Below are 26,935 nucleotides of genomic sequence, written 5' to 3' on the forward strand. Positions count from 1 at the left end.
GATCATCACCTCGCTCCCCATCGTAGTTACGTACGCCGTACGTAGTGGGGTATGGTCCCGCCATGACTACTACGTACGCTGTACTTAGTGAAGGTCTGCGGAAGCGCTACGGCGATGTCCACGCCCTGCGCGGCCTCGACCTCGCCGTCCCCGAGGGCTCGGTCTGCGGCCTCCTCGGCCCCAACGGCGCCGGCAAGACCACCGCAGTCCGGGTCCTCACCACCCTCGTCCCACCCGACGCGGGGAGCGCGCGCGTCGCGGGGCACGACGTGGTGCGGGACCCCACGGGGGTACGCCGGCGGATCGCGGTCACCGGGCAGTACGCCTCCGTCGACGGTGACCTCACCGGCGCCGAGAACCTGCGCCTCTTCGCCCGGCTCCTGCGCGCCCCGCGCTCCCGCGCCGACGAACTCCTGGAGCGGTTCGGCCTGACCGCGGCGGCCGGACGGCCCGCCCGCACCTACTCCGGCGGCATGCGGCGCCGGCTCGACCTGGCCGCGAGCCTCATCGTGCCGCCGCGGGTGCTCTTCCTCGACGAGCCGACGACCGGCCTCGACCCGCACAGCCGCAACGGGATCTGGGACGCCGTCCGGGAACTGGCGTCCCAGGGCACGACCGTGCTGCTGACCACGCAGTACCTGGAGGAGGCCGACCGGCTCGCCGACGACATCGTCCTCGTCGACGAGGGGCGGGTCGCCGAGCGCGGCACCCCGGCCGAACTGAAGGCACTCGTCGGCGGCTACGCCGAGGTCGTCGTCGCCGACCCGTCGTCCCTCGAAGCGGCCGCCGCCGTCCTCGACCGGCTGACCGGCTCCGCGCCGGTCCTGGACGCCGAGCGGCACGCGGTCGGCGCGTCGACCACGGACCCCACGCTCACCCTTCCCCGGCTCGTCCGCGAGATCGACGCGGCCGGCGTCCTCGTCGTCGACGCGTCGCTGCGCCCGCCCACCCTCGACGAGGTGTTCCTGCGCCTCACCGGCCGAAAGGAGCTCGCCGCGTGAGCACCGCCCTCGTCCACGACGGCACGGCCATCCTCGGCCGTCACCTCCGGCGCGTCCGGCACGCGCCCGCGATCACCGTCATGACGCAGACGATGCCGATCGTCTTCCTGCTCTTCTTCGGGTACGTCTTCGGGAGCGCGCTCGCCATGCCGGGCGCCGAGTACCGGTCCCATCTGGTGCCGGGCCTGCTCGTGGCGACGGCCGCCGGCGGTCTGATGACCGGCATGTTCCACGCCGCCCAGGACTCCCACCGGGGGGTCATGGACCGCTTCAGGACCATGCCCGTGAGCCGGGCGGCCGTCCCTCTCGGGCAGGCCCTCGCCGACCTCGTGACCAGCGCCGTCGGCACGGTCCCGCTCGTCCTGGTCGGACTCGCCATGGGCTGGCGGATCGAGGGCACGGCACCGCGGGCCCTGGGCGCCTTCGGTCTGCTGCTGCTCTTCCGCTTCGCGACGACCTGGGTGGGCATCCTGCTCGGCCTGGCCTCGAAGAGCGAGGAGGCGGCGGGGCAGCTCGGCAGCGCCACGTTCATGCTGCCGCTGCTGTCCAACGCCTACATCCCGACCGACGGCATGCCGGACTGGCTGCGCACGGTCGCCGAGTGGAACCCGATCTCGGCGGTCACGACGGCGGTGCGGGTCCTCTTCGGCAACGCGCCCGTCCCGGCCGACGCCGCCTGGCCGGTGGCCCACCCGGTCGCCGGGGCGCTCCTCTGGTCGCTCGGCCTCATCGCCGTCTTCGCCCCGCTCGCGGTCCGCCGCCACAGCCGGGGCTGAACCGTGCGCGGTGACATACGCCCTGGTGACAAGGGCCCGCCGGGCAGGGTAGGCAGGGTTTCCATGAGCACCCAGCCACTCCCCCTCGACGGGATCACGGTCGTCGCCGTCGAGCAGGCCGTCGCCGCCCCCTTCGCCACCCGGCAGCTCGCCGACCTCGGCGCGCGCGTCGTCAAGATCGAGCGCCCCGACGGCGGGGACTTCGCCCGCGGTTACGACACGGCGGCCCGCGGTCTCGCCTCCCACTTCGTGTGGTGCAACCGCGGCAAGGAGTCCGTGGCGGTCGACCTGAAGGATCCGAGGGGCCTCGCCCTCGTCCGGCGGCTGGTGGCCGGCGCCGACGTGTTCGTGCAGAACCTCGCGCAGGGCGCGGCGGCCCGCCTCGGTCTCGACGCCGCCACCCTGTGCGCCGCGCATCCGCGGCTGATCGCCGTGGACGTCTCCGGGTACGGGGCGACGGGGCCGTACGCGCACAAGCGGGCGTACGACATGCTCGTCCAGTGCGAGGCCGGCCTGGTGTCGGTGACCGGCACCCCGGAGCAGCCGGTCAAGTCCGGGATCCCGGCCGCCGACATCGCGGCCGGGATGTACGCCTTCTCGGGCGTCCTGGCCGCCCTGGTCCGGCGCGGCGCGACCGGCCGGGGCGGTCCGGTGGAGGTCTCCCTGCTCGACTCGCTGGCCGAGTGGATGGGGCATCCGCTGCACCACGGGGCGCACGGGGGCTCCGCCCCGGCGCGAACAGGGCTCGCGCACGCGGTCATCGCCCCCTACGACGCCTATCCGACCGCCGACGGGGGTCTGGTGCTGCTCTCCGTCCAGAACGACCGGGAGTGGCGGCGGCTCGCCGAGCAGGTCCTCGGCCGGCCCGGCCTCGCCGACGACCCGGCCTTCGCCACCAACACGGCCCGGGTGGCGGGGCGGGCGGCGACGGACGCCGCGGTCGCGGCGGCGCTGGCCCCGCTGACGACGGCCGAGGCGCTGGCCCGGCTCGACGCGGCGGGGATCGCCTGCGCCCGCCTCAACTCGGTCGCGGAGCTCGCGGACCACCCCCAGCTGGCGGCCCGTGACCGCTGGCGGGACGTGGAGTCCGCGGTCGGCCCGCTGCGTTCGCTGCTGCCGCCGATCGTCTTCCCGGACGCCCCGGAACCGCGGATGGACCGCATCCCGGCCCACGGACAGGACACGGACGCCGTCCTCGCCGCACTCGGGCTGACGGAGGCGGAGCTCAAGGAGCTGCGGAGCAGCGGAGTGATCGCCTGACGGGGAACCCGGCGCGGGCCGTGCGGGCGGGGGCCCGGCGCGGCCCGTACGGGCGAGCCGGCCGTGCGGGCCGCCCGTGCGGGTGCTCCGGACACGACTGAACGCCGGACGGGCGGGGACACGTCCGGCGGAGTCGCGGTCGGGGCCGTACGGGCGGCCCGGGGGTCGCTAGTGGCGCGCGCCGAAGAGCGAGCGGCGCAGTCGGCGGAGCGGGGCGAAGAGCGAGACCCGCGCACTGCGGCTGCGGTGGCTGTGCACCGGCGGCTCGTGCGTACGCGCCGTCAGCTCCCGCATCAGCAGCGTCGCCTCGGCCACCTCTCGCTGGGGCACGGCGGGGCCGCCGAGCACCGCGAGATGGCGGTCCAGTCGCGAACTCGTCGCGCTGCTCCCGCAGGTGATGGCAGGCACTCGCGGCCTGCTGCGCATTGCTATCTGTTCCATGTCACTCCCCACCCGTACAAGGGCACCCGGCCCGGGCAGGTTAACCCTATCGCTCCACCGTCACACCCGTGTATCCCGCCGACGGGATTCACCGCACTCGTACGGGGGTTGACGGTCACCGTCCGAATCCATCTGATTCCAGGGCGAGTTGGACAGCACTCGAACACCTGCCGAACCGTCACGAACCATCCTGCACTCCGGACCGCCCGCAGCGGACACGCGGGCCGGTGTGATCTCCGACACCAAGATCGCGACGAGCCTCCCGCCGACCGGACGGGGGCAGGACGGCACCCCTCGGGCTACCGTGGATCCATGACGGTGATCGCGGGTCGTTACCGGCTTCTGGACGTCCTCGCCGAGGGGGCGACGGGCACCGTCTGGCGCGCCCTGGACGAGACGCGCCTCCACGAGGTGGCCCTCAAGGAACTGCGGCTCCCCGACGGCGTCCCCGCCGACGACATCCCCCTCCTGTACGCCCGCCGCGAGCGCGAGGCCCGGGCCGCCGCGCGGCTCTCCCACCCGGCGGTGGTGAAGGTCCACGGGGTCGCCACCGAGGACGGCCGCCCCTGGATCGTCATGGAACTGGTCCGCGGCCTCACTCTCGCCGAGACCCTCGAAGCGGGCGGCGCCCTCCCCCCGCGCGAGGCGGCCCGCGTCGGCGCCGAGGTCCTCGGCGCGCTGCGGGCGGCCCGGGACGCGGGCGTCCCGCACCGCGGCGTCACCCCGGGGCACGTCCTCCTCGGAAACGACGGACGCGTCGTCGTCACGGGCTTCGGCGCCGGCACACCCCAGGCGGGTGCCCGCGGCGGCTCTGGCTCCGCGTCCGAGGACACGGCGGACCTGCGCTCCCTCGGCGCCCTGCTCGACGCGGCGGCGGGAGGCCGGACCGGACCCCTGGGCGCCCTGATCGACGAGCTGTTGGACACCGGTGCGGACACTCCTCCCGCGGCGGAGCGGGTCGAAGGGGAGCTGCGTCGGCTGGCCGGGCGGACGGCGTCACCTCTCCCACCCGGCCGGCCGGGGAGCGGCGCCACCGGCGACGGCCGTACAGGGAGGAGCGGTCGCACGGAACACTCGGCGGGAGGCGGGCCGGGGCGCGGGGCGGCCGGGGCGTCGACGAACGGGCCGGGCCGGGAGGCGGTCGGCGATTCGGGCCGGGAGGCGGTGGGCGATTCGGGCCGGCGGGCGCCGCGGGCCGGGGCCGGTCGCGGCGGGACCCGTGCGGGTGGACCGCGCCGGGGCCCCGTGCTGGTGGCCGGGCTCGTCGGGGCGCTGCTGATCGCGGGGGCGCTGACGTATCACGCGGTACGGGACGACGGGCCGGGGGCCGGGCCGGGTCCGGGCGGGGTGACGGGCACCGCGCCGGCCGGGCCCGGCGTCACGGGCGCGGGCGGGGGCTCGGCTACACCGCGTTCCTGAAGGAGGGCAGGTAGCCGCCCGACTGACCGGCGGCGGTCGGGTGGTACGACTCGCCGATGTTGAGCCAGTTGAGGCTGTGCAGCCAGGCGGAGCCGGAACAGATCTCGTGGCCGGTGAAGGGCGGGACGACGCTGGCGAAGGCGAAGCCGTGGTCGGCCGCGCGCTTGGCGACGGCCGCGTTGAGGTAGTCGGAGGCGCCGTTGATGGCGGTGCGCTCGCCCTCGCTGAGGCCGGCGATGCAGCTGCCGTTCAGCTGGTAGAAGCGCGGGTAGCCGAGGACGACCACGCGGGCGGCGGGGGCCTTGCTGCTGATGGCGTTGTAGACGGAGTCGAGCTTGCCGGGAAGCGTGGTGTCCACGTAGCTCCTGGCCTGATTCACGCGGTTGATGCAGGTGGCCTCGGACTGAAGCACACAGGTCGTCATGACGTCGGCGAACCCGGCGTCATTTCCCCCGATCGTGATCGAGACCAGGTCGGTGGCGGCCGAGAGGGGTCCGAGCTGATTGGCGGTCACATCACCCGTTCGGGCGCCCGAGCAGGCGGTGAAGGCGAACGAGGAGGGGGCGTTCGCGTTCTTCCACAGCACCGGGTACGCCTTCGTGGAGCGCTTGCAGTCGCCGCTGGCGCTGTCGTAGCTGCCGGCGCCGACCCCCGAGGAGTACGAGTCGCCCAGCGCCACGTAGTCGAGTGCGGCGGTTTCGGCGGCCTGGGCGGCACTCGCACCGGTGAGGGCGAGGACGGCACCAAGCAGGAGCGAGGACGAGAGCGCGGTGAATCGGGACAGTCTCATGGAACCTCCTGTAGCAGGGTCTCTGCGTTACCAGGTAGTAGCATCGGATCCGCCGTACCGGAAGTGTTCATGTCAAAAGTGAGGGTGAACGGACGCCGATCCTCCGTCAGCGACCGTCGAGATCAGGCCACTCCGGGAAGCGGAACTCCCGCTCCCGCTCCCTGACCGAACGAGACCGCGACACGTTCGCACAACAATGCACAGGAGTACGGCCCCATCCCAGCGCTCTCTGCAGGTAAACGGATTGATCGAATCCGACCGGGACGCTTGCACATCTGACCATCGAAGCTTCACCAAACCGCGGAAAGCGGGGCCACAGATCCGGGACTTGCCCTACAGTCCCATTCATCAATACCGTCGTACATCTCACCCGCACTCATCCGTCGACAAGGCTGCCCAGGGGAGGGCCGCAATGTCCTGATGGAGCCGGTGCGGGGGCGCGGTAGGGGGGTGCCGTGCTCGGTGTCCGAACGTGCGCCGAGTCACGGGTACCGCGCGGCCAGTCATGCCAACTCGCCGATCCCGCAAGGAGATCGTTTCCGTGCGGGCGGGCGGGAACCCCCCTTTCGAACCGGATACACCACCGGGCCGCCCAAGGGGTGGGCGGCCCACCGGACGAGAGGGAAACCGGACCCATGAGCTCGTTCCTGCGCCCGTCCATCACGGGCCAAGAAATGACCGAGCCGAGTCGAATAGCCTCCCAATACCGGGCCATCACCTCGCATCTGGCGATCACTCCGCCGGTCAGCGTCGTCATTCCCGCAATGAACGAGGCAGAAAATCTTCCGTACGTCTTCAAGACGCTGCCGGAATGGATTCACGAAGTCGTCCTCGTCGACGGAAATTCCACCGACAACACCGTCGACGTCGCACGCGAACTCCGGCCGGACGTGAAGGTCGTGAAGCAGGTCGGCAAGGGCAAGGGCGACGCGCTGATCAGCGGCTTCGCCGCCTGCACCGGCGACATCATCGTGATGGTCGACGCGGACGGCTCCGCCGACGGCCAGGAGATCGTCTCCTACGTCTCCGCCCTCGTCGGCGGCGCCGACTTCGCCAAGGGCTCCCGTTTCGCCAACGGCGGCGGCACGGACGACATGACGACCATTCGCAGACTCGGCAACTGGGCCCTCTGCACGCTCGTCAACCGCAAGTTCGGCGCCCGCTACACCGACCTCTGCTACGGCTACAACGCCTTCTGGCGCCACTGCCTCGACAAGATCACCCTCGACTGCACCGGATTCGAGATCGAGACCCTCATCAACATCCGGGTCGTCAAGGCCGGCCTCAAGGTGCAGGAGGTGCCGAGCCACGAATACAACCGCATTCACGGCGTCAGCAACCTCAACGCCGTGCGCGACGGCATCCGGGTCCTGAAGGTCATCCTCAGGGAGAAGTCCCTCGCCAAGGCGGCCCGCCGCCGCCCCGCCCCGTTCTCGGTCAACGTCCCCCGGGGAGAGGCGTCTTGAGCGACGGCACGTCCCCGCACGGCTTCTCGGTGGTGATCTGCGTCTACACGGAGGACCGCTGGGAGGACATCCTCGCCGCCGTCGACTCCGTCCGGAAGCAGTCGCTGCCGCCGCTGGAGACGCTGCTCGTGGTCGACCACAACGAGCGGCTGCTCTCCCGGCTCGCCGAGGAGTACGCGAACGAGCGGCTCCACGGGAAGGTGCGGGTGCTCGCCAACGCGGGCCCCCGCGGCCTCTCCGCCGGCCGCAACACCGGAATCGCCGTCTCCCGCGGCGAGTTCGTCGCCTTCCTCGACGACGACGCCGTCGCCGAGCGGGACTGGCTCCACCACTTCGCCGCCGCCTACGACGACCCGCACGTGATGGCCGTCGGCGGCCGCACCCTGCCCGTCTGGGCCTCCGGCCGCCGCCCCGCCTGGTTCCCGGAGGAGTTCGACTGGGTCGTCGGCTGTACGTACCGGGGCCTGCCCCCGGGCCGCGTCCCGGTGCGCAACGTCCTCGGCGGCAACGCCTCCTTCCGCCGTACGGCCTTCGACGCGGCGGGCGGCTTCGCCACCGGCATCGGCCGGGACGGCGACCGGCGGCCCCTCGGCTGCGAGGAGACCGAGCTCTGCATCCGGCTCTCCAAGGCGCTGCCCCGCGCGATCCTGCTCATCGACGACCGGGCGGTCATCCACCACAAGGTGCCCACCGCCCGCGAGCGCTTCGACTACTTCCGCACCCGGGTCTACGCCGAGGGGCTCTCCAAGGCCCTGGTCGCGCGGAGTGTCGGCGCGCAGAAGGGCCTGGAGTCCGAACGCCGCTACACCACGCGGGTGTTGCCCGCCGGGATACTCCGCGGCATGGGCGACGCGCTGCGCGGCCGCTCCGGTGGCGCGGGCCGCGCCGGCGCCATCGTGACCGGCGTGACGCTCGCGGCCGGCGGCTACGCGCTCGGCCAGCTGCGGGCCCGGCGGGGCGGGACCACGTTCTCGTGGGGCCCGATCGAGCGGGCCGAGGACCGGACGCCCGACCGCCACGCGGAGGCCGAGGAGCGGACCCCCGACGTCACCCGCTCCCCCGACACGCTCGCCGCCGAGGGAGCGGCGTCGTGACCGGAGCCGTACCCGCCGGGGCGACGCCCCCCGGAGCCGTACCCGCCGCCGAGGCCGCGCACCCGGCGGTGCCCATCCTCATGTACCACGCCGTCGACCGGGACCCGGCGCCCGCCACCCTGGGGCTCTCGGTCACCCCCGAAGCCTTCGCGGCGCAGATGGAGGTGGTGGCCGAACGCGGCTTCACGCCGCTGACCACCGCGCGGCTCGCGGCGGCCTGGCGCACCGGCGGCCCGCTGCCCGCCCGGCCGCTCCTCGTCACCTTCGACGACGGCTACGAGGGCGTGCACCGGCACGCGCTGCCGGTGCTCGCGAAGCACGCGTTCGCGAGCACCGTCTTCGTCTCCACCGGCTGGCTTCGCGGGAAGCACGACGCCGGCGGCGCGCTCGACACCATGCTCGACTGGGCGCAGGTACGCGAACTCGCCGACGCGGGAACGGAGATCGGCGGGCACAGCCACACCCACCCGCAGCTCGACCAGCTCGACGCGCGGCGGCTGCGCTTCGAGGCGCTGCGCTGCCACGAGATCGTCGGCGAGGAACTCGGGACCGCCCCGGCCTCCTTCGCCTATCCCTACGGGTACTCCAGCCGCCGGGTCCGCCGGGCGGTCCGGGAGGCCGGGTTCGCGCAGGCGCTCGCCGTCGGCAACGCACTGGCCCGCCGCCGCCAGGGGCCGTACGCCCTGGAGCGGGTGACCGTGCGCCGGTCCACCGGCATCGAGGAGTTCACCCGGCTCGTGGAGGGACGGTCGATCGCGCGGAACTTCGCGGCGGACCGGGCCATGACGAAGGGGTACGCGCTCGCGCGGCGCGCCAGGGGCGCGGTGCGGGGTCACTGGATCTGACACGGCGCCGGCCGGATCCGGCGTACCGCCATGTCGGCGATCTGCGGGATCGTCCCGTTCAAAACACGATGCGCGACATGCCCGGTTGCCGGATCATGGGCGCCATGGCTGACACCCCACCGGTACCGTCCGAGCCGCAGCGGTCGCTGCCGATCCGGCTCAACCTCGACGACAGCGACTCGCCCTCGGACGTCGTCGACGCGCTGTTCCTCGGCCGCTTCGCGACCGGCGAGCAGCCCCACTCGCACAGCACCACCGTGGACCGGGTCAAGCCCGAGGCGACGCTCCTCCCGGCCGGCGCGCGGGTGCTGCGGGCCGCGAAGGACGACGACCGCAGCGCCCTGCTCGCCGAGGGCGACGGCTGGACGCTGCTGGTCTCCCGCTGGAACCGGGGCGCGGACGTCACCGTGACGGCCGCCGACGCGGAGCTGGCGGAGCGGATCCTCAAGGAGGCCACCGACGGCGCGAAGGACGAGCCCGAGCCACAGCCCGAGAACGTGACGATGGGCTTCTGGTACGTCTCGCCCCGGCGCGGACCGCACCGGACCACCCGGCAGATCAGCGCCGGCACGTGGGACGAGGTCCGGCCCAACTACTCGGCGCCGGTGGCCGATTCGATGGACCGCCTGATGAAGGTGACCCCGGACTCCATCGCCGGCCGGCTCCTGCTGCTGCACGGCCCGCCGGGGACGGGCAAGACGTCCGCGCTGCGGACCCTGGCCCGGTCCTGGCGGGACTGGTGCCAGGTGGACTGCGTGCTCGACCCGGAGCGGCTCTTCAACGACGTCGGCTACCTGATGGACATCGCCATCGGCGAGGACGAGGGCACCGCGAAGGGGCGCTGGCGGCTGCTGCTCCTGGAGGACTGCGACGAGCTGATCCGGGGCGAGGCGAAGCACACGGCGGGGCAGGCCCTGTCCCGGCTGCTCAACCTGACGGACGGTCTGCTCGGGCAGGGGCGCAACGTCCTGGTCGGCGTCACCACCAACGAGGACCTGGAGCGGCTCCACCCGGCCGTGGTCCGGCCGGGCCGCTGCCTGGCCCGTATCGAGGTCGGGCCGCTGACCCGGTCGGAGTCGGTGGCGTGGCTCGGCCGCGAGGAGGACGTGCCGCGCGAGGGCGCGACGCTGGCGGAGCTGTTCGCGCTGCGCCGCGGCACGCCCCCGGCGGAACTCCCGGAGCCCCGCACGGCGGGGGCGGGCCTCTACCTGTAGAGCCCGCCGGGGCCTGTCGTCACATTCCGGGGCAGACGGGAATGTGACGACAGGCCCCAGGGGCGGAGGGGTCAGTCGTCGTACGCCGCGCGCAGGGCCTCGCCCATCGCCGCCTCCGCGGCCTCGCGGCTGAGACCGAGGCGGCGGGCCTCCTCGGCGTACTGGGCGGCGGCGGTGGCGGCCCTGCGGGTGGCGGCGTCGCCGGCGGCCGCGACGAAGGTGCCGTGGCGGCCGCGGGTCTCGATGACCCCGTCCGCCTCCAGTGCCTTGTACGCCTTCGCGACCGTGTTCGCGGCGAGGCCCAGCTGCTCCGCGAGCCCGCGCACCGTCGGCAGCTTGTAACCGACCGGGAGTCTGCCCGACCGGGCCCGCTCCGAGATCTGGGCACGCAGCTGTTCGTACGGAGCGGTGGTGGATTCGTGGTCCACGGCGATGGTGAGTGTCACCCCGCCGATTCTGCCCCCACCCCGCCGGAAAATGGGAGGCGGCTGCGCCCCTCCCCCCGTAGCGTGCGGCCACATGACTGTGATCGTCCGTGATGTGACGCCCGAGGACGCCGCGGGTTTCGCCCGGGTCCGCCGGGCCGCCCTCCCCTTCATGCTCGCGACGGCCGAGCAGCTCGTCTTCGACTGGGCGCACGCCCATCCGGAGAGCCGCTACCGCCTGCTGGTCGCCGTGGCCGAGGACGGCGGGATCGTCGGGACCGCCCAGGTGGGGATCGCCCATGACGCCCCGGAGCCGGGCATCGGCTACGTGAACGTGTACGTGGACCCCGCGTACCTGGGACGCGGTGCCGGGACGCTGCTGCTGCGCACCGCCGAGGAGTACCTCGCCGAGCGGGGCGCGCACACCCTGTACAGCTGGGTCCTGGACGCGCCGGAGAACCGCGCCTGGGCCGAGCGGCACGGCTACGCGCCGAGCCGTTCCGCGCACTTCCTCCGCCTCGACCTGACCACGGCCGAACTGCCGCCGCTCCAGGCCCCGCCGGCCGGTGTCGAGCTGCGCACCGCCGAGGACTTCGCGGCCGATCCCCGGCCCCTGTTCGAGCTGGACGCGGTGACGACCGCCGACGAGCCGGGGGACGTGGGCACCGAGCTCGCCGACTACGCGCACTGGCGGGAGACCACCTGGGACCACCCCCATCTCGACCGGGCGCTGACGACGGTCGTGCTGGTGGACGGGGTTCCGGCGGCGTTCAGCGCGGCGCAGACGGACGGACTCGGCAGGTACTGCTCGGGCATGACGGGGACCGCTCCCGCCTTCCGCGGCCGCGGTCTGGCCAAGCTCGCCAAGAACACGTCCCTGCACCGGGCCCGCGCCGCGGGCTGCACGGAGGCGTTCACGGGGAACGACGCGGGCAACGGCCCGATGCTGGCGATCAACGCGTGGTTCGGCTACGAGATCGGCGCGACGGAGGTACGGCATGTCCGGACGATCGGTTGAGGTGACCCTCACGAAGGGCGGCCGGACGAAGATCCGCTACCCGGCCGAGGTCCTCACGGAGGAGACCGCCCGGCTCTCGGTGCGGGCCCCGTGGGCGGCCGAGGGGGTACGGGACTTCGGGTTCGTGCGGTTCGAGCCGGGTGACGTCTTCGTGGAGCACTACTGGAGGGACCGCTGGTTCACGGTCAAGGAGGTGTGGTCCGCCGACGGCGCCCTCAAGGGCTGGTACTGCGACATCACCCGGCCGGCCGTCATCGACGGCTCCGGGGTGCTGGTCGAGGACCTCGACCTGGACCTGTGGGTGTCGGCCGACGGCAGCGAGGTACTGCGCCTGGACGAGGACGAGTTCGCGGCCAGTGGCCTCGCCTCGTCCGATCCCGAGGCGGCGGCCCGCGCGGTCGTGGCCCTCGACGAGCTCGAAGCCCTCGGCCGCGAGGGCCTGATCGACCTGCTGCGCTAGCAGATCAGCCCTCGTACAGCTCGACGTCCGAGGTCTCGGTGGCGAGGAAGCCCGGTGTCGGCAGGCCCGTCTCGCCGGTGGTGAGCTGCATGAGGGTGGCCCGGACGTGGGCGGTGCCTGGCTGGTAGGCCGGGTCCTTCACGACGGAGGTGTTGACCCAGGTGTGGAGGCGGCCGTCGCAGACGGCCCGGGTGCCGCCGATCCCGGCGGAACGGCTGCCCTGGACGAGGGTGGAGCCGACGAGGACGGGTCCGGCACTGTCGTCGAGACAGCGGTACGTGCCGGAGAGGGTCACCGTGCTGTCGGCGGCGACGAGGCCGAATCCGTCGACGGACAGGCCGTCGGCCCCTCCCGCGTGAGCGAGAGGGGCCGTGGCGGCGGTGACGGCGGCCAGCAGGCCGGCGGCGGTGAGGGCGAGGCGGACGCGCATGAGGCGGGGTCCCTTCGGGGTGGGGGGATGGTGCTGCCCGCCAGGGATACCGGATCAAGCCGCCCGGTGTCCGAAACTCACCCCATCGGGGGCGAGTTGGACAGCGGGCCGCGCATACCGTCGTACGGTCAGTGCGGGGTTCGCCGGGCGGTCGCCCTCCTCAGCAGCGGCCAGGCCAGCAGGATCGCGACGACCGCGTACACCGTGATCGAGAACGGCGTGTTCACCAGTCCCGTCAGGGATCCGTCGCTGATCTGGAGGGCGCGGCGCAGCTGCTGTTCGGCGGCCGGGCCGAGGATCACACCGATCACGGCCGGCAGCACCGGCAGGCCGTAGCGCCGCATCCCGAGGCCGAGCAGCCCGATGACGAGCAGGATGACCAGGTCGAGCGCCTCCCCGCCCACCGCGTACGCGCCGACGGCGGCGAAGAAGAGGATCCCGGCGTACAGGTACGGGCGCGGGATGCGCAGCAGCTTGGCCCAGACGGGCGCGAGCGGCAGGTTGAGCGCGAGCAGCAGCACCATGCCGACGAACAGCGAGGCGATCAGGCCCCAGACCAGCTCCGGTTCCCGCTCGAAGAGCAGCGGACCCGGCTGGATGCCGTACTGCTGGAACGCGGCCAGCATCACGGCGGCGACGGCCGTCGTCGGCAGGCCCAGGGTCAGCATCGAGACCAGCGTCCCGGCCGCGGACGCCGAGGCCGCCGACTCGGGACCGGCGACGCCCTCGATGGCGCCCTTGCCGAACTGGTCCCCGTGCTTCGAGAGCCGCTTCTCCGTGACGTACGACAGGAAGGTCGGGATCTCGGCGCCGCCGGCCGGGATCGCGCCGAACGGGAATCCGATCAGCGGCCCGCGCAGCCACGACTTCCAGGTCCTCCTCACGTCGTCCCGGCCCAGCCACGGGCGGCCGACCGGGATGGCCTCCCCCGTCGTACGGCGCAGGTGCGCGGCGACCCACAGGGCCTCGCCGATGGCGAAGAGGCCGACCGCGACGATGACGACGTCGACACCGTCGGCGAGCTGGAGCGAACCGAAGGTGAGGCGCTGCTGCCCGGTCATCTGGTCGAGGCCGACCAGGCCGATCGTCAGACCGATCAGGAGCGAGGCGAGACCCCGGATCCGGGACGAACCGAGGACCGAGGTCACCGCGATGAAGGCGAGGACCATCAGCGCGAGGTAGTCGGGGGCGCCGATGTCGACGGCCAGCGCGGCGACGGTCGGGGCCAGGACGACGAGCAGGATCGTGCCGATCATGCCGCCGGCGAAGTGGCCGACGGCGGCCGCGGCGAGCGCCTGCGCGCCCCGCCCCGCCTTCGCCATCGGATTGCCCTCGATGGCGGCGACCACGGCGGCGCTCTCGCCCGGGGTGTTGAGCAGGATCGAGGTGGTGGAGCCGCCGAACATGGCTCCGTAGTAGATGCCGGCGAACATGATGAAGGCGCCGGTCGGTTCGAGACCGTACGTCACCGGGAGGAGCAGGGCGACGGCCATGGCGGGGCCGATGCCGGGCAGGACGCCGATGGCCGTGCCGAGGAGCACGCCGATCGCGGCCCACATCAGGTTCATCGGGGTGAGGGCGGTCCCGAAGCCGTCGATCAGGGAGTTCAGGGAATCCACGGGTCAGATCACTCCCATCAGCGGGCCGCCGGGCAGCGGGACGCCGAGCAGCTTGTCGAAGACGACGTAGGTGAGGAGCGACAGGCCGGCCGCGATCAGCGGGTCGCGGTGGAGATGGCGGCTGCCCAGCGCGTAGGCCGCGCCCCAGAAGAGGAGGGCGCCGGCGACGGGGAAGCCGACCGGGCCGATGAGGACGGCGAAGGCCAGGAAGACGCCGGCGAGCAGCAGGACCGTACGCCAGTCGGCGGGCTCGGACAGGTCGACGTCCTCGCCGGTCTCGGACTCGCCGCGGCCGCCGCGCAGGACGTCGACGGTGAGCAGGACGGCGACGACGAGGAGGCCGCAGCCGACCACGAGGGGGACGGTCGCCGGGCCGACCGGGCCGCGGCCGGTGACGTCGGTGTCGAGGGTGACGGCGTCGGTGAGGACGAGGACGCCGAGGAGGAAGAGGAGGACGCCGACGCCGAGCTCGGACCGGCCGCGCAGCCGGTTCCGCACGGTGGTGTTCACGGTGGTGTTCACGGTGGTGTTCACAGTCCGAGCTCCTTCAGGACGGAGCCGACCCGCCGGTCCTGCTCGGCGAGGAAGGTGCCGAACTCCTCGCCGGGCAGGAAGGCGTCGTTCCAGCCGTGGGTCTTCAGCGACTCGCGCCACTGCGGCGAGGCGTGCAGCCTCGTCACCAGGCCGACGAGCTTCTCGCGCTCGGCGTCGGAGAGGCCGGGCGGGGCCACGACGCCGCGCCAGTTGGTGAACTCGGTGTCGAGACCCGCCTCGCGGAGCGTGGGGGCGTCGAGGCCGGGAACCCGCTGCGGTCCGGTGACGGCGAGGAGGCGCAGCTCCCCGGCCTTGATCTGGTCGAGGTACTCGCCGACGCCGGAGACGCCGAAGCCCACCTTGTCGCCGAGGATCGAGGCGAGGAGTTCGCCGCCTCCGTCGAAGGGGACGTAGTTGACGTCCTTGGGGGCGATGCCGGCGGCCTGCGCCATCAGCATCGGGGCGAGGTGGTCGGGGCCGCCGGGCGAGGAGCCGCCGCCGACGGGCACCTTGCCGGGGTCCTTCCGCCAGGCGGCCAGGAGGTCCTGGATCGTCCGGTACGGGGAGTCCTTGCCGACCACGACGATGTCCTGCTCCTCCGTGAGCCGGGCGATCGGGGTGGTGTCGGCGAGGGTCCTGGGTGTCTTGTTGGTGTGGACGGCGCCGACGACACCGAGGCCCATGGACATCGCGAGGCGGCCGTTGCCGCGTTCGCCGACGAGCCGCGTGAGGCCGACGGTGCCGCCCGCGCCGGGCAGGTTGAAGACCTCGATGTCGCCGGTGAGGCCCGCCTCCTCGGCGTTCTTCGCCGCGGTGCGGGCGGTGATGTCGTATCCGCCGCCGGGGGTGTTGGGGACCATGAAGCGCAGGCCGGGTATCTGCGTGCCGGTGTCGGAGCCGCTGCCGTGACCGAGCAGCGGGGGACCCACCAGCACGAGCAGCGCCGCCCCGAGGAGGGCGAAGGGGGTGCGCAACCGCACGTGTGCCGCCTCTCAGGTAGAGGAACAAGGGGGTGTGAGGTGGCCCACATGTTGCCGGTACGTGAAGAAGCTGTCTCTCTTCCGCAATCAACGGACGTTGTGGTCCTTGTGGTCGGGACCTAGCGTGTCCGCGTGACGAATGTGCTGGTGGTGGACGACGACTTCATGGTCGCCAAGCTGCACTGCCGCTATGTGTCGGCCGTGCCGGGCTTCCGGGTGTCCGGAGTCGCGCACAGCGGCGCCGAGGCGCTGCGCGCGGCCGAACGGCTCCGGCCCGACCTCGTCCTCCTCGACGTCTTCCTGCCCGACATGGACGGCATCCAGGTGCTGCGCGAGCTGCGCGCCGCCGGTCTCGGCATGGACGCGCTCTTCATCACCGCCGCACGGGACGTCGGCACGATCCGCTCCGCCCTGCGCGCCGGAGCCCTGCACTACCTCATCAAGCCCTTCAGCCAGGCCGCCCTCCACGAGCAGCTGCGCCACGTCGCCTCGCTCCGCACCCGCCTCGACGAGCTCGACGAGGCCCGCCAGGAGGACGTCGACCAGATCTTCGGCACCCGCCCCCGCGGCTCCCGCGAACTCCCCAAGGGCCTCGCCCCCCACACCGCCGACCTCGTCGAATCCGTCCTCCGCGCCCACCCCGACGGCCTCTCCGCCACCGAGTGCGCCCAGGCCGGCTCCCTCTCCCGCGTCAGCGCCCGCCGCTACCTCGAATACTTCGCCCAGACCGGCCGCGCCGAGATCACCCTCCGCTACGGCGGCACAGGCCGCCCGGAACGCCGCTACCGACGGCTGGGCTGACTTTTCTCAGCCGCCTCTTACCTGTGCCGTAAGCAGCATCCGAGAGAACCGTGCTGGTGGAGCACCATGCCGAATTCCAATGACGTCTCAAGGGAGCCAAAGCGGGAGCCACGCCATTGAGAACGGGCCTACTCCCCCGGGTTGTCAGCCTCCGGGAAGATCTCGTCCATCGCCTCGGCCCCCTGCGTGATGACTGGGCGAATCTGCTTCCGGTACACCTGCTCCGTAATTTGCGTGGTGCTGTGGCCTGCCACGCGGGCGATCACCTCGATCGGGATCCCGTGGTCGGAGAGGACGGAGACGAAACTCGTCCGGAGTTCCCTCGGAGTCCACGCTCCGGGGTTCTCGAACCCAGCTTCCTTGAGCAGGGTGCGGAACGCCCGGCGGACAGCCTCGGCTGTCCGCTGCTGGCTGCTGTCCGTACCGAAGACGAAGTCTTCATCACTCCATGCAAGCCCCAGCTTGCCTCTCTGCACCTGCTGAGCCGTCCGCAGGGAACCCAAAATGGCGACCAGTTGCTGCGGCATGGCGAGGGTGCGCCGGCTCTTCCGCGTCTTGGTCTCCCCCTGTCGTCGCACGGAGCGCCACACCTCGATGTGCGGCGTGGTGCCGTCCGGCACATCCAGCCTGACGTGATTCCACGTGAGGGGCCGTACTTCCTCGGTCCGGATACCCACCAGCAGGGAGACGGCGAGGTAGGCATGGATCCAGGAACCGGGCATCGCAGTGAGCGCTGCCTTGGCCTGCGGCAGGGTCAGGGACTTGCTCGTCCGTCCCGACTGGCCGGCAGGCGTCTCCACCAGTTCGGCCACGTTGCGGAGCACCTTCCCCCGCCGTTGCGCTTGAGTGATGGAGCGCCTCAGGATCGAGAGCACCATCTGAAGAGAGCTGGTGGCGAGGACCATGGACTTCTCTTCCAACCAGTGGTCGAGTGCATCTGCATCAAGGTCACGCAGTTTCGCTCTGCCCAGGTCGGCCACGACGTGGTTCTTGGCAAGGCTTCTGTACGTGTCGATGCTCGCGGAATCGCGCCCCTTGAGGCCGTTCTTGAGCCAGTCCTCAACGGCTTGCTCGACGGTGTAGGTGGCGGACTGCTTGACCCCCGCATCCAGCTCCTTCTTGAGTTCCCTCAGCTTGAGCCGGACCTCGGTCTTGGTCTTCCCGGATACCTTCGGCCGGTGCCGCTTCCCCGAAGGGGTGTATCCGAGGGAGACAGCTCCGATGTAGCGGTTCTTGGACTTGTCCCAGTAGATCGAGTCTTCTCCGTTGCCAGCCTTGTGCGACCGGTCGGGCGGGTTGGACATCTATACCTTCCAATGACGAAGGGCCGCGCCACAGATCGGCGCGGCCCACGGGAAACGGGTCAGGCGGCTTCGGCTTCGCGCTTGAGGAGTTCGACGTAGTCGTCGATGTACTCGGTCGGGACGAGGCGTCGACGCCCCACGCGCACGGTTCGGAGTCGGCCCAGGCGGATCTCCTGCCAGGCCGTGGTGCGTTCGAAGCCGAGTACGTAGGCGGCGTCTTCGACCGGGTGGAGGCGCCGCGCGAGCTGTGCTGCGGTGGGGCGGGGCGCCGGGTCGGGGTTGGCCATCGGGCTCCTTACAGCTCGGTCCGGGGCGCGGAAACCCCGGGAAGTGCTGACAGAACTGACAGAACCTCGCCGTATGGCCTCTGACCTGCGTGTTTGGTCGCTTCGGCAGTTGTGACAAAACCTCAAAAAACTCTGACAGAACCTCGAAAACCCAGGTTCCGTCAGACCGGCCCGAGTGCCCGGGGCCGAGGTTTTTGGAGTTCTGTCAGAGTTTTCGGAGGTTTTGTCAGAGCCCCGAAAGTGCTCGTTTTCGCAGGTCAGGTGGCTGGTCGGGGGGTTCTGTCAGTTCTGTCAGTGGATTGGGGGGTTTTCAGGCACCGGGGGTGGCGCGGGGGTGGGTCTCGTAGCGGGGGGAGGGCGGCCGGCCACCGCGGGTGGTGCGGGGAGGCGGGGGCTGCTGGCGGACCCAGCCGTGGTCCTCCAGGAGGTTCAGTGCGGGGTCCAGGTCGCTCATCGTCGGGAACTCGCTGCGGGGCATGGCGCGGAAGAGGTCGCGGCGGGTGAAGGCGGTGGTGCGGGTGTCGGCCAGGTGGGTCAGAACGGTGTGGGCGGCCTCCTGGGCAGGGTCGGCCTTCATGGCGTTGAAGACGTCCAGGGCGTGGGCGGTGAAGTAGTCCCCGAGCTGGGTGGCCGCCGCCATCGTCTGGGCGGCGATCGGGCGGGTCCAGGCGTCGTCGGGGTGGGTGGCGAGGTGGAGGAGCCCGGCGATGCGGGCGACCGCTCCGTCGCGTTTGCTGGCCCAGTTCACGATCGGCGCGAGGGTGCCGTCTTTACGGAGGCGGGATTCGGTGACGCGCTGGTAGGCCAGCAGGACGGCATCGGCCTCGGGGCTGAGGGTGAGTTCCGCGGGATGGGTCCAGGACGCGAGGGTGAGGGCCAGGCGGCCGAGCTTGAGGGCGTAGGTGTCGGCCGTGTCGGCGCTGAGAAGTTCGGGGGTGAGGTTGCGGTAGCCGACGAGGGACTGGGGCTTGGAGTAGAGGAACCGGGCGAGCAGGCCGCGCCCGTCGGCGCCCTTGATTTGCCCGATGGAGTCAAAAACGTCGGGCTGTACGGCCAGGCCCATGGTGATGGCGGGGTTCTCGATGTACTGGGCGTCCCGGGCCTGGCGGTTGACGCGGGCCATGTCGCCGGCGTGGCCCTTGAGGAAGATCCCCATGTTCGGGACCCCGGAGTAGCGCCCGGCGATGATCTCGAAGATCTCCCCCTCCGGGGAAAGGATCGAGATCCGCCCGTCCTGCTGGGCGAGGAGAGTGGTCAGGCTCTCGGCGGTGACGTCATCGGCGACGAGTTGCGGCTCGGCCGGAACGCTCGCCCGCTCCGCCGCCTCGGACAGGGCAACGGCCTGCGCGGTCAGGTCGGCCAGCTTGTCGACCTCGGCATGGGCCGCGAGTTTCTCGGCCTTCTCGGCCGCCACCTTCGCGATCCGCGCCGAGGCCGCGGCCTCGGCCCGCTGCGGGGCGGTCAGCTCGATGAGCGCCTTCTCGGCGGCCAGGAGCGGCTTGGTCATGAGGCCGAACACGGCGCTCTTGCGGTTCCCGGGCGGCAGGGCGACGGCGGTGTAGAGGTTCACGGGCTCGCTCCACTGCCCGCGCACGGTGACGGTGAGCCGTCCGCCGGCGGCGGTGCCGATCACGGCGAGCGCGAGGCACCCGGCGAGGTCGACGGGGGTTTGGGTCTCCTCGGCGACACCGGCCGTCATCGCACCCAGCCAGTCGGGCAGCGCGTCCACGGGGAAACTCGGGAGCTGTCCGCGCGGGTTGAGGGGGACGGGCTCGTCCCACACGGGCCCGGCGATGATCTCGGCGGTCATCTCCTCGTCGAACCCGGCCCACAGGTCCGGCTCGTGCACGCTCATGAGACGTCCTTCCAAACGGTCCAGGCCAGCAGGCCGGTGAGGGTGGTCGGGTGCGGGTCAGAGACGAAGAGGACGCCTTCGGCGACGACCCTCGGTGCGCTACTGCCGGGGGTGGCCGGGGCCGGTTGGGCGGGGTGGGGGTGGTGGGTCATCGGGCACCGGCCAGGGCGTTGCGGGTGCTGCGGCGGATGCCGTCGCGGATGCTGGCCGCCGTCCGGGAGGCGGTCAGGCCCTTGGCCAGCGCGGCCTCGGTCAGCCGGTCGGTGACCTCCTGCTCCGACAGACTCCCGGCGGTGATGAGGCGGCCGAGGGCATAGGCGGCGCGGTAGAGGGTGAGGTTGTGCTCCCCGTCCACAGCGGCGGCCAGCTTGCCCAGCTCCCCGTCCAGCGCCGCGGCGGCGTAGCGGTCCGCGCGCCCGATCCGGGCCCGCACCGCGGCCACGGACAGCGGGGCGGGTGCGGGCGGCGGGGTGAGGAGGTCACCGAGCCACGTGGGGAGGGGGATCGGGTCCACCGCATTGATCAGCTCGTACGGCCGGCGCTGCACCACGCTTCCCGGGGCCACCACATACCCGCCCCAGGCTCGCGTGTCCACCTTCCACCCCACACGCCCCCCGCTCCCACGAAGCCGCTTTCCCTCAGGCGCGGTGAAGTACAGGTGCAGCCCGCCGCGCCCGGTGCGCACGGCGTACGTCTCGGCCGGTACCGGATGGCCGGCGCGCTCGCAGACGGCCGCGAACACCTCGATCCCGTCCCGGAATCCCGCCCATTCCTCCGGCGCCGCCTTGTCGGTGGGCTTGGGGAGGTCCAGGTCGACGACGACCAGCCCGGCCGGGCCGGTGGCCAGGCCCACGTTGTAGGGCTTGTGCGTCCACGCGGCCTGGATCTGGGCCCGGTCGGTCGTGGCCCGCTCCTCCGGCGTGCGGTGCCCTGCCGCGCACCGGCCGGTGCCGGGGCAGTGCTCTTCGGAGTGCCCGGCGGGCCGCTTGTCACCGGGGCGGAGCGGGAACACCGGCCAACCGCGCTCGGCCGCGCTCGAAGCGGCGTGCAGGAGAGTGCTGTTCACGCGGCGACCCCCGTCTGGACTCGGGTGAGGAACCGGGCACCGAGCCACTGGGTGAACGCCGGCGGGATGGCCTCGGTGAGTTCCTCGCGGACGTCGGTCCAGGTGATGCCCATCGCGGCCTGGAGTTCCGCCACGGACGGCTTTCCGCCGCCGTTGCCGTAGGGGGCGACGTACGGGCCGTCGTGGTACTCGCCGTGCCGCCATCCCCGCACACGACCGCGGTGCTTGGGGTGGGCGGGCTGAGCGGCGGTCCAGCGGCCGAGTTCGAAGTTGCGGTGGCGCAGGACGCTGAGGGAGAACATCTCCCCGCACAGCCACACGTCCTTGCGGATCTCCGCCTTGCCGTTGGGCTGCTCGATCACGTACGGCAGTCCGGACGCCTCGAGGAGGACGCGGGTCGGCGGGACGAGGTCGACGTGGGTGCCGCCCCAGCCCTTGGACCGGTTGGTGCCCACGGTCAGGTTGCACTTGTCCTGGCACGGCGGCGAGGAGTGAACCACCGCGTACCGCTCGATCTCCCCCGACGAGATCAGCCCGGACAGGTACTGCAGAGCGTCGGCCTGGTGGAAGGTGAAGGGGTAGTTGGGGCGAGGGCGGATGTCGACGCCGACGACGTCGAACCCGGCACGCTGGTAGCCGGTTCCGGCGCCGCCGGCGCAGCAGAACAGGTCCAGCAGTAACGGCCGGTGGCGGTCTCGCTGGATGAGGGTCGGTTGAGTCATGCTGGGGTCTCCAGTTCATCGTGAGTGGCTGGATTGAGGGCGGTCCCAGGCTTTGGCGAGACGGGGGCCGCCCTTTGTGCTGTCACGCGGCGAACAAGCCGCGGTCCTCCTGCTCCGGGCCTTCGAGCGCTCGGGGGCCGGGCAGGGAGTTGTTGGTGATGACCTGGCCGAGGATCGGCGCGCGCTGGTCGGTGATGGGGCCGTCGTTGTGGAAGCGCCAGGTGCCGACGTCGTGCTGCTGCGGCTTGGCCTTGGTCGCGACGGTGTAGCGGCGGGGCTCGTCGGTGCAGGCGGCGTTCCAGGCTTCCGCGCACACCTTGTGGACAGCTTCATCGGCGTGGGACCGCAGCGGGGTCGGTCTGCCGCACAGGCAGCAGGGCCGGTCCTGGGTGCGGTCGAAGTGGCAGCTGTCGCCCCAGTCGAGGCAGGGGACCCGTTCCACGGCCCGGGCCTTAGCGGTGGTTGATGGTGCCGTTGGCGCGGCCGAACATCCCGCTGGCGGTGATGTTCTGCGTGATGTGCGTCGCCCCCGCCCCGCCGCTCCCGTTTCCGGTGGCCTTGCGGGCTCCGCGGAGGAGGAGGGGGACGGCGGTGACGGCAGCAACGATGAGGGCGGCGGCGGACCAGAGGGCATGGCTCATGGCGATGAGTCCCGGGGCGGCGTAGGAGAGTCCGATACCGGCGGCGGCGATCCCTCCACCGACGGTCGGGGCGAGGAGCGCGGTGGTCTTGGCCCACGCGGGGATCGGCTGCGCGGCCGGCGCGGTCGCGGGCGACGGCGTGGGGTGGGTGTAGGCGAGGGTGCGGACCCCGTTGGGGAGGGTGACCCAGTCCACGCCCGGCGGGATCTCCGCTGGCAGGATCACCGGCCGTGGGGCGGGGGTGGGGCGGTAGTGGGGGTCGCCGTAGCGGGTGGTGGGGGTGATCTCGTACGGGGTGTCGGCGTGCACATGCGGTCCCTTCAACGGGGGCGGGCGGCGCCTCGTGGTGAGGTGCCGCCCGCCCGGGGTCGGTGACGCTGTGTGGATCTAGTGGGGTACGGCTACTGGGTAGTGGGTACTGGGGTCCCCAGTAGAAGTGCCTGACAGGAGGGCCTGTGCGCCTTACTGGGGCGCCTACTGGGTAGTGGGGTGCCCGCCCCACTACCCAGTACTCAGTAGCTCTCTGTCGAGCTTCTAGGCGTGGTCGGGGTGGACGTAGACGGAGTGGGGACCGTTGTCGCGGTAGATGAGGTCGCCGCGTTCGGCCGCCGCCTTGAGTCCCGCCCGTACGGTCTTGCGGTCCTTGCCGACCGCATCGGCGACGGCCGAGGGCTTCATGCCGTCCGGCCCGGCGGTCTTGATCGCGTCGAGCGCGGCGGGCAGCCAGTCGGGGCCGCTGTCGTCGCGGTCCTTGCGGAGCGCGGACAGGTTCAGCCCGCCGCCCGCGGGCGGCTGCTCGTCACTCGACTCGGTGCCGGGTTCGGTGGTGGTGCCGAACTGGGCGTCGATCTCCGCCATCAGCTTGGCCGCGAGCGCGTCGGCGTCCAGGCCGCCGGCCGGGGCGGGCGGCTGCTGGTCGCGGTGCGCGGAGAGGTTCAGTCCCCCGGCTCGCTTCGGCTTCTCCTCCGTCGTGGTGGAGGGTTCCTCCGTGGTGAGGGTGCCGTCCATCCAGGCGGTGCGGGCGGCGTCCCAGCGGCGGGCGTAGCCGGCGCCGGCGGCCTTGGCGGACTGCTCGTCCAGCCGGGGGTGGGATGCGGAGGTGGCGCGGACGATGTCGGCGATCTGGTTGGGCTTGATCCGCCACGCCTTGAACAGCCCGACCGGGGATTCCGGCGTGCCCATGAACCCCGCACCCTTGTAGGGGGCCTGGGAGGGCTTCAGTCCTCGGGCGCCGGGAAAGACCTTGGACAGGTCCATGCCCTCGACTTCTCCGCCGGTCAGGCAGACCCGGGCCTTGGCCTCGCGGCGGATCATCAGATCTCCCAGCACCGCCCCGGTGGCTCCCAGGGCGGTGAGGACGGTGCGGATGCCCGCCGCGCGGAACTGGCGGATGACTTCCAGGATCTTCTTGGCGAGCTTGCGCATTGCCGGATCGCTGCTGGCGAGGATCTCGGCGCCCTCGTCGATGACGAGCATGACCTGCGGGATCTGCGCGGAGACGGGCAGGAGGTCGGTGTTCGCCTTGGCCATGAGGTCCTGGTAGGCGACCTTGCGGTGCTTGCCGACCCGGACTGCGGTCTCCAGCATGAGCATGGCTTCCTCGTAGGAGGAGGCCAGCCAGTCGATCCCCGGCCGCACCGCCTCCCCCTCACCCCCGCTCGTCAGGGCGGGGCGGATCCAGGGCAGGCCGGCGGATCCGGCGTTGAGGTCGATGACCCAGGTCAGGATGTCCTTGGCGCGGGCGAAGCCCGCCAGGACGTCGTGGACGAAGTTCGTCTTGCCCGACCCGGTCGGCCCGACGATCAGGGCGCACTGCTCGCGCAGGTAGGCACGTACTTCCCGGCCGTCGGGGCGGACGCCCCAGGGCAGCCCGGTGTGGATGGACAGGGGGCTGTAGTCGGTGGGGTACTCGATCTCCCCGGCCAGGACGTTGACGGTGGTGACGTCGATGAGGACGCGTCCCTGGTCGATGCCTCGGGAGGCGGTCGCGGTGCAGCCGTGCGGCAGCCGGGCATCAGCCGAGAGCTGCGGGGCGTACTGCGCGATCCGCTCGTAGGTGGTTCCGCCTGGCGGGAGTTCGGCGTCGATGGTGAACCCTGCTCCGGTCGGCCACATCTCCACCGCCAGGACCCGAATGGTCAGGCCGCACACCCGCTGGACCCGGTCGACCCACTCCGCGGCGATCGCCCGGCGTCCGGCGGACAGCTCACGGGCGACCTGCCGTTCGGCCGCCGCGATCGCCTCCAGCTCGCGGGCCTCCTCGTGGAACATGGTGGAGCGGGCGGCGGCCCCCATCCCCACGCCGAGGGTGGCCAGGGAGCCGATGGCGGCCCAGGTGAACGGGCCGTAGGTGATGGCCCAGGTGGTCCATCCGGCGCCCAGGAGCCAGGAGGCGGCGCGCATTCCGATGGTGCGGGCGGCGAGGCGTTCACGGAGGCTGGTGACGGTGTGGCCGATGGCCCCGGCGGCGCCGGCGGCCAGGGCCCATCCGGCGGGCATGCCGGTGGCGGCGCCGGTGGTGGCCAGGGCGAGGGCTCCGGTGGTGGCGGACAGGGCACCGGTCACGGGTCCGTGACCGGCCGCCCAGTCCCACACCGGCCCCGTGCTGCTGTTGGTGGCGGTGTTGGGTGCCATGATCAGACGTTCCATCCCTTCTCGGCCTCGGGCCCGTTGCGCGGGTCCTCGTGGCGGGCGATGTCCTGCTCGTGGGCCTCGCGGAACAGCGGCCCCATGTCCTCCGCGACCTCCACCGCACCCATGAGGGCGGCGTAGATGTCGTTGAAGCCGTCCGCAACGGGCTTCTCCAGCGGGAACTCGGAGTCGGCGCGCTCGGCCAGGATCTTCATCACGTTCGCCACGCTCGTCAGCGCGGCCGGGAGGCCCTCGACCATGGCGAGGATCTCCATGGCGTTCTCGGGCTCGTAGCTGTTGGCCGCGGCTTCCATCTCCGCGGCGTACTCCTCGAACCGGAAACCCGACACGTCTTCTCCCTCGGTCTTCTCACTGGTGGTGGGGACGAGGCCGGCGGGACGCTCCGCGCTCGGTCCGATCTGCTCGCCGTCGTGCTGCTCGGCCTCCGCGTCGGCTGCGGCCTCCTCGGTCTGCTGCTGGTCGCGGATCGCCTCGTCCCGGGCTTCTCGCTGGTCGGCGGCCGTTTTGACGAGGCGGTGGTAGAGGCGGCGGCCGGGGTGCTGCAGCCAGGCCCAGCCGAGCTTCCGCCCGAGCGGGGTCGTGAACATGCCGACGCTGCCGAGGGCCCCGGCGAGCAGGGCGGCCATGAGGCGGCGGCCCTGGAACCGGGCCGCCGACTTCCACAGCGCCTTCCGGGCCTTCGCACGCGCGGGGGCCTTGCGGACCTCGGAGCGCTGGGCGGAGACCTTCCCGGCCGCCGCCGTGTCCCGAGCCGTGCGCAGCTTGCCGACAGCGGCGCCGCGGGCGTTCCCGATCCGGCCGGCGGCCTTCCCGACCGCCCGGCTAACCGGGCCCTTCTTCGCGGTGGCCGTGGTGCGGGCGTTGGTCTTGACGGCCCGGCGGGCGTCGGCGACTTGACGGCGGGCCGCCGTTGTCTCCGCACGGCGCCCCGCCTTCGACGGCTGGACCGAACGGGCCTGCTCACGCAGTGCCTTGACCTGACCGACCCGGCTGCGCGGCTTGCGCGCCGTCGAGGATCCGGCCGACGGCGAACCATGCCCGGCCTGCCGCGACCCGGCGTTCTTCGCCAGGCCCGGCTTCCGGGTGCCGGTGGCCGCCGTACTGGCCGACCGCACCGCCCCGGACGGACCACGACCGACGGACTTACCCGTGGTGGAAGACCCGGCGGCCGACCGCTTCCCGGACTTGCTTCCGGCCTCGGACCCGCGCTTGGGCTGGGCCGGGACCCGACCCGATCCGTGCGAGCCACCGGACGGCTTGCCCGCCGACGTGCCGGACTTGCCCGGCTTCGCCTGCCGGGCCTTGCTGGCGCTGGCCTTGCGGGTGTGGGTGGCGGTGGCGCCCAGGACGACGGCGCCGGTCATGGCAACGGCCGCGGCGATCGGGCCGCCGACCAGGGCGGCCCCGGCCAGGAGGGTCACCGTGGCGTTGGCGCCGGTCGTGGCGAGGGGGACTACCGGCCACCCGCCCGCCGTGTGCTCCGCGCCCGCCTTCGTGTCGGTCGCGGCCGAGGCCGGCGCCGGTTCCGGAGTCGGGGTGGCCGGGGGTTCCGGCTCGACGGTGGTGATGACCGGTTCGGTGCTGAGGTCGGTCATCGGGCCACCTCCTCGTCGGTGAGGTGGTTGGGCTGGAGGGCGAAGTAGAGGACGACGGAGCCCTGCATCGTGGGGTACTCCTGGACGGCCTCGGTGCGGAGCTGGGTGAGGATGTCGTAGCGGGTCATGCCGGGGGTGGGGGTGAAGGTGCCGGAGACGGTGCACGCCCCCAGGCGGCTGTTCTGCAGCGAGAGGACGTACAGGTGCGTGCCCTGCTGTCCGGTGTTGCTCTGCACAGGA

General features: G+C 72.2%; 28 protein-coding genes. 11 read left to right on the forward strand and 17 right to left on the reverse strand.

Features of this window, described 5'->3' with window-relative positions; translation table 11 throughout:
- Window positions 1-62: 62 nt before the first annotated feature.
- The 3 genes from ACFVZH_RS24375 (at window position 63) to ACFVZH_RS24385 (ending at window position 3,037) form a co-directional block, all read left to right on the forward strand.
- Entirely contained in the window at window positions 63-1,001 is a 939-nt protein-coding gene (locus ACFVZH_RS24375; RefSeq protein WP_384900227.1) for an ATP-binding cassette domain-containing protein, read from the forward strand.
- The gene (locus ACFVZH_RS24380; protein ID WP_384900228.1) at window positions 998-1,777 is read left to right on the forward strand and encodes an ABC transporter permease; all 780 of its coding nucleotides are present in this window, start codon (window positions 998-1,000) and stop codon (window positions 1,775-1,777) included. The genes ACFVZH_RS24375 and ACFVZH_RS24380 overlap by 4 nt, the downstream gene beginning before the upstream one ends.
- Window positions 1,778-1,840: 63 nt before the next feature.
- Entirely contained in the window at window positions 1,841-3,037 is a 1,197-nt protein-coding gene (locus tag ACFVZH_RS24385; protein WP_384900230.1) for a CaiB/BaiF CoA transferase family protein, read from the forward strand.
- A 168-nt stretch (window positions 3,038-3,205) separates the two neighbouring features.
- Here ACFVZH_RS24385 and ACFVZH_RS24390 read toward each other — a convergent pair whose 3' ends face one another.
- The gene (locus ACFVZH_RS24390) at window positions 3,206-3,478 is read right to left on the reverse strand and encodes a hypothetical protein (RefSeq protein WP_384900232.1); all 273 of its coding nucleotides are present in this window, start codon (window positions 3,476-3,478) and stop codon (window positions 3,206-3,208) included.
- A gap of 312 nt (window positions 3,479-3,790) precedes the next feature.
- Between ACFVZH_RS24390 and ACFVZH_RS24395 the strand changes: the two genes are divergently transcribed.
- Complete coding sequence (locus ACFVZH_RS24395) at window positions 3,791-4,897, forward strand: serine/threonine-protein kinase (RefSeq protein WP_384900234.1); 1,107 nt, start codon at window positions 3,791-3,793, stop codon at window positions 4,895-4,897.
- On the opposite strand, the gene ACFVZH_RS24400 is transcribed toward ACFVZH_RS24395, so the two are convergent.
- Window positions 4,881-5,687 carry an SGNH/GDSL hydrolase family protein gene (locus tag ACFVZH_RS24400; protein ID WP_384900236.1) on the reverse strand — a complete coding sequence of 269 codons (807 nt, stop codon included), beginning with the start codon at window positions 5,685-5,687 and terminating at the stop codon, window positions 4,881-4,883. The genes ACFVZH_RS24395 and ACFVZH_RS24400 overlap by 17 nt on opposite strands.
- 635 nt (window positions 5,688-6,322) lie before the next feature.
- Between ACFVZH_RS24400 and ACFVZH_RS24405 the strand changes: the two genes are divergently transcribed.
- The 4 genes from ACFVZH_RS24405 (at window position 6,323) to ACFVZH_RS24420 (ending at window position 10,306) form a co-directional block, all read left to right on the forward strand.
- On the forward strand, window positions 6,323-7,153 hold the full coding sequence (locus tag ACFVZH_RS24405) for a glycosyltransferase family 2 protein (RefSeq protein ID WP_384900238.1): 831 nt from the start codon (window positions 6,323-6,325) through the stop codon (window positions 7,151-7,153).
- Entirely contained in the window at window positions 7,150-8,247 is a 1,098-nt protein-coding gene (locus tag ACFVZH_RS24410) for a glycosyltransferase family 2 protein (protein ID WP_384900240.1), read from the forward strand. The genes ACFVZH_RS24405 and ACFVZH_RS24410 overlap by 4 nt, the downstream gene beginning before the upstream one ends.
- A gap of 80 nt (window positions 8,248-8,327) precedes the next feature.
- The gene (locus ACFVZH_RS24415) at window positions 8,328-9,092 is read left to right on the forward strand and encodes a polysaccharide deacetylase family protein (RefSeq protein ID WP_384900351.1); all 765 of its coding nucleotides are present in this window, start codon (window positions 8,328-8,330) and stop codon (window positions 9,090-9,092) included.
- 95 nt (window positions 9,093-9,187) lie between these two features.
- Window positions 9,188-10,306 (forward strand): DUF5925 domain-containing protein, encoded by a 1,119-nt coding sequence (locus ACFVZH_RS24420; RefSeq protein ID WP_384900353.1) that lies wholly within the window; start codon window positions 9,188-9,190, stop codon window positions 10,304-10,306.
- Between the two features lie 71 nt (window positions 10,307-10,377).
- Here the strand turns inward: ACFVZH_RS24420 and ACFVZH_RS24425 are convergent, their stop codons facing one another.
- Entirely contained in the window at window positions 10,378-10,752 is a 375-nt protein-coding gene (locus ACFVZH_RS24425) for a GntR family transcriptional regulator (protein WP_384900242.1), read from the reverse strand.
- A 73-nt stretch (window positions 10,753-10,825) separates the two neighbouring features.
- Here ACFVZH_RS24425 and ACFVZH_RS24430 point away from each other — a divergent pair, with 73 nt between their 5' ends.
- Window positions 10,826-11,749, forward strand: a complete 924-nt coding sequence (locus ACFVZH_RS24430; RefSeq protein WP_384900244.1) for a GNAT family N-acetyltransferase — start codon at window positions 10,826-10,828, stop codon at window positions 11,747-11,749.
- Window positions 11,730-12,209 (forward strand): DUF402 domain-containing protein, encoded by a 480-nt coding sequence (locus tag ACFVZH_RS24435; protein WP_384900246.1) that lies wholly within the window; start codon window positions 11,730-11,732, stop codon window positions 12,207-12,209. Before ACFVZH_RS24430 ends, ACFVZH_RS24435 begins: the two co-directional genes overlap by 20 nt.
- Before the next feature lie 4 nt (window positions 12,210-12,213).
- Here the strand turns inward: ACFVZH_RS24435 and ACFVZH_RS24440 are convergent, their stop codons facing one another.
- The 4 genes from ACFVZH_RS24440 to ACFVZH_RS24455 form a co-directional block, all read right to left on the reverse strand.
- The gene (locus ACFVZH_RS24440; protein ID WP_384900248.1) at window positions 12,214-12,639 is read right to left on the reverse strand and encodes a DUF6299 family protein; all 426 of its coding nucleotides are present in this window, start codon (window positions 12,637-12,639) and stop codon (window positions 12,214-12,216) included.
- A gap of 128 nt (window positions 12,640-12,767) precedes the next feature.
- Window positions 12,768-14,258: a tripartite tricarboxylate transporter permease gene (locus ACFVZH_RS24445; protein WP_384900249.1), complete on the reverse strand. Its 1,491-nt coding sequence runs from the start codon at window positions 14,256-14,258 to the stop codon at window positions 12,768-12,770.
- A gap of 3 nt (window positions 14,259-14,261) precedes the next feature.
- Window positions 14,262-14,792, reverse strand: a complete 531-nt coding sequence (locus tag ACFVZH_RS24450; RefSeq protein WP_384900251.1) for a tripartite tricarboxylate transporter TctB family protein — start codon at window positions 14,790-14,792, stop codon at window positions 14,262-14,264.
- Window positions 14,789-15,772 (reverse strand): Bug family tripartite tricarboxylate transporter substrate binding protein, encoded by a 984-nt coding sequence (locus ACFVZH_RS24455; RefSeq protein ID WP_384900253.1) that lies wholly within the window; start codon window positions 15,770-15,772, stop codon window positions 14,789-14,791. Before ACFVZH_RS24455 ends, ACFVZH_RS24450 begins: the two co-directional genes overlap by 4 nt.
- Before the next feature lie 132 nt (window positions 15,773-15,904).
- On the opposite strand from ACFVZH_RS24455, the gene ACFVZH_RS24460 reads away from it, so the two are divergent.
- Complete coding sequence (locus tag ACFVZH_RS24460) at window positions 15,905-16,573, forward strand: response regulator (protein ID WP_384900255.1); 669 nt, start codon at window positions 15,905-15,907, stop codon at window positions 16,571-16,573.
- A 128-nt stretch (window positions 16,574-16,701) separates the two neighbouring features.
- Here the strand turns inward: ACFVZH_RS24460 and xerC are convergent, their stop codons facing one another.
- From xerC to ACFVZH_RS24510, 10 genes are all read right to left on the reverse strand, one after another.
- The gene (gene xerC, locus ACFVZH_RS24465) at window positions 16,702-17,877 is read right to left on the reverse strand and encodes a tyrosine recombinase XerC (protein ID WP_384900257.1); all 1,176 of its coding nucleotides are present in this window, start codon (window positions 17,875-17,877) and stop codon (window positions 16,702-16,704) included.
- A gap of 59 nt (window positions 17,878-17,936) precedes the next feature.
- Window positions 17,937-18,164 (reverse strand): DNA-binding protein, encoded by a 228-nt coding sequence (locus ACFVZH_RS24470; RefSeq protein WP_384900259.1) that lies wholly within the window; start codon window positions 18,162-18,164, stop codon window positions 17,937-17,939.
- Window positions 18,165-18,474: 310 nt separating this feature from the next.
- Window positions 18,475-20,019, reverse strand: a complete 1,545-nt coding sequence (locus ACFVZH_RS24475; protein WP_384900261.1) for a YfjI family protein — start codon at window positions 20,017-20,019, stop codon at window positions 18,475-18,477.
- 148 nt (window positions 20,020-20,167) lie between these two features.
- Window positions 20,168-21,085, reverse strand: coding sequence for a bifunctional DNA primase/polymerase (locus ACFVZH_RS24480; RefSeq protein ID WP_384900262.1), 918 nt, complete (start codon window positions 21,083-21,085; stop codon window positions 20,168-20,170).
- Window positions 21,082-21,807, reverse strand: a complete 726-nt coding sequence (locus ACFVZH_RS24485) for a DNA methylase (RefSeq protein ID WP_384900264.1) — start codon at window positions 21,805-21,807, stop codon at window positions 21,082-21,084. Before ACFVZH_RS24485 ends, ACFVZH_RS24480 begins: the two co-directional genes overlap by 4 nt.
- A gap of 82 nt (window positions 21,808-21,889) precedes the next feature.
- Complete coding sequence (locus tag ACFVZH_RS24490) at window positions 21,890-22,249, reverse strand: hypothetical protein (RefSeq protein ID WP_384900266.1); 360 nt, start codon at window positions 22,247-22,249, stop codon at window positions 21,890-21,892.
- A gap of 10 nt (window positions 22,250-22,259) precedes the next feature.
- Complete coding sequence (locus ACFVZH_RS24495; RefSeq protein WP_384900268.1) at window positions 22,260-22,757, reverse strand: hypothetical protein; 498 nt, start codon at window positions 22,755-22,757, stop codon at window positions 22,260-22,262.
- Window positions 22,758-22,982: 225 nt separating this feature from the next.
- Window positions 22,983-25,082, reverse strand: a complete 2,100-nt coding sequence (locus ACFVZH_RS24500; protein ID WP_384900270.1) for a hypothetical protein — start codon at window positions 25,080-25,082, stop codon at window positions 22,983-22,985.
- Between the two features lie 2 nt (window positions 25,083-25,084).
- Window positions 25,085-26,695 carry a hypothetical protein gene (locus ACFVZH_RS24505; protein ID WP_384900272.1) on the reverse strand — a complete coding sequence of 537 codons (1,611 nt, stop codon included), beginning with the start codon at window positions 26,693-26,695 and terminating at the stop codon, window positions 25,085-25,087.
- A complete protein-coding gene (locus tag ACFVZH_RS24510; protein WP_384900274.1) occupies window positions 26,692-26,931 on the reverse strand; it encodes a hypothetical protein in 240 nt (79 codons plus the stop codon). The genes ACFVZH_RS24505 and ACFVZH_RS24510 overlap by 4 nt, the downstream gene beginning before the upstream one ends.
- Window positions 26,932-26,935: the final 4 nt, after the last annotated feature.

The sequence above is a fragment of the Streptomyces sp. NPDC059534 genome (assembly GCF_042743475.1).
GTDB lineage: Bacteria > Actinomycetota > Actinomycetes > Streptomycetales > Streptomycetaceae > Streptomyces.

Coding starts and splice junctions, on each gene's coding strand:
- ACFVZH_RS24485 (WP_384900264.1), bottom strand. CDS start 21,807: ATGACTCAACCGACCCTCATCCAGCGAGACCGCCACCGGCCGTTACTG.
- ACFVZH_RS24375 (WP_384900227.1), top strand. CDS start 63: ATGACTACTACGTACGCTGTACTTAGTGAAGGTCTGCGGAAGCGCTAC.
- ACFVZH_RS24400 (WP_384900236.1), bottom strand. CDS start 5,687: ATGAGACTGTCCCGATTCACCGCGCTCTCGTCCTCGCTCCTGCTTGGT.
- ACFVZH_RS24505 (WP_384900272.1), bottom strand. CDS start 26,695: ATGACCGACCTCAGCACCGAACCGGTCATCACCACCGTCGAGCCGGAA.
- ACFVZH_RS24385 (WP_384900230.1), top strand. CDS start 1,841: ATGAGCACCCAGCCACTCCCCCTCGACGGGATCACGGTCGTCGCCGTC.
- ACFVZH_RS24440 (WP_384900248.1), bottom strand. CDS start 12,639: ATGCGCGTCCGCCTCGCCCTCACCGCCGCCGGCCTGCTGGCCGCCGTC.
- ACFVZH_RS24405 (WP_384900238.1), top strand. CDS start 6,323: ATGAGCTCGTTCCTGCGCCCGTCCATCACGGGCCAAGAAATGACCGAG.
- ACFVZH_RS24500 (WP_384900270.1), bottom strand. CDS start 25,082: ATGGCACCCAACACCGCCACCAACAGCAGCACGGGGCCGGTGTGGGAC.
- ACFVZH_RS24420 (WP_384900353.1), top strand. CDS start 9,188: ATGGGCGCCATGGCTGACACCCCACCGGTACCGTCCGAGCCGCAGCGG.
- ACFVZH_RS24390 (WP_384900232.1), bottom strand. CDS start 3,478: ATGGAACAGATAGCAATGCGCAGCAGGCCGCGAGTGCCTGCCATCACC.
- xerC (WP_384900257.1), bottom strand. CDS start 17,877: ATGTCCAACCCGCCCGACCGGTCGCACAAGGCTGGCAACGGAGAAGAC.
- ACFVZH_RS24470 (WP_384900259.1), bottom strand. CDS start 18,164: ATGGCCAACCCCGACCCGGCGCCCCGCCCCACCGCAGCACAGCTCGCG.
- ACFVZH_RS24430 (WP_384900244.1), top strand. CDS start 10,826: ATGACTGTGATCGTCCGTGATGTGACGCCCGAGGACGCCGCGGGTTTC.
- ACFVZH_RS24435 (WP_384900246.1), top strand. CDS start 11,730: ATGTCCGGACGATCGGTTGAGGTGACCCTCACGAAGGGCGGCCGGACG.
- ACFVZH_RS24415 (WP_384900351.1), top strand. CDS start 8,328: ATGTACCACGCCGTCGACCGGGACCCGGCGCCCGCCACCCTGGGGCTC.
- ACFVZH_RS24395 (WP_384900234.1), top strand. CDS start 3,791: ATGACGGTGATCGCGGGTCGTTACCGGCTTCTGGACGTCCTCGCCGAG.
- ACFVZH_RS24475 (WP_384900261.1), bottom strand. CDS start 20,019: ATGAGCGTGCACGAGCCGGACCTGTGGGCCGGGTTCGACGAGGAGATG.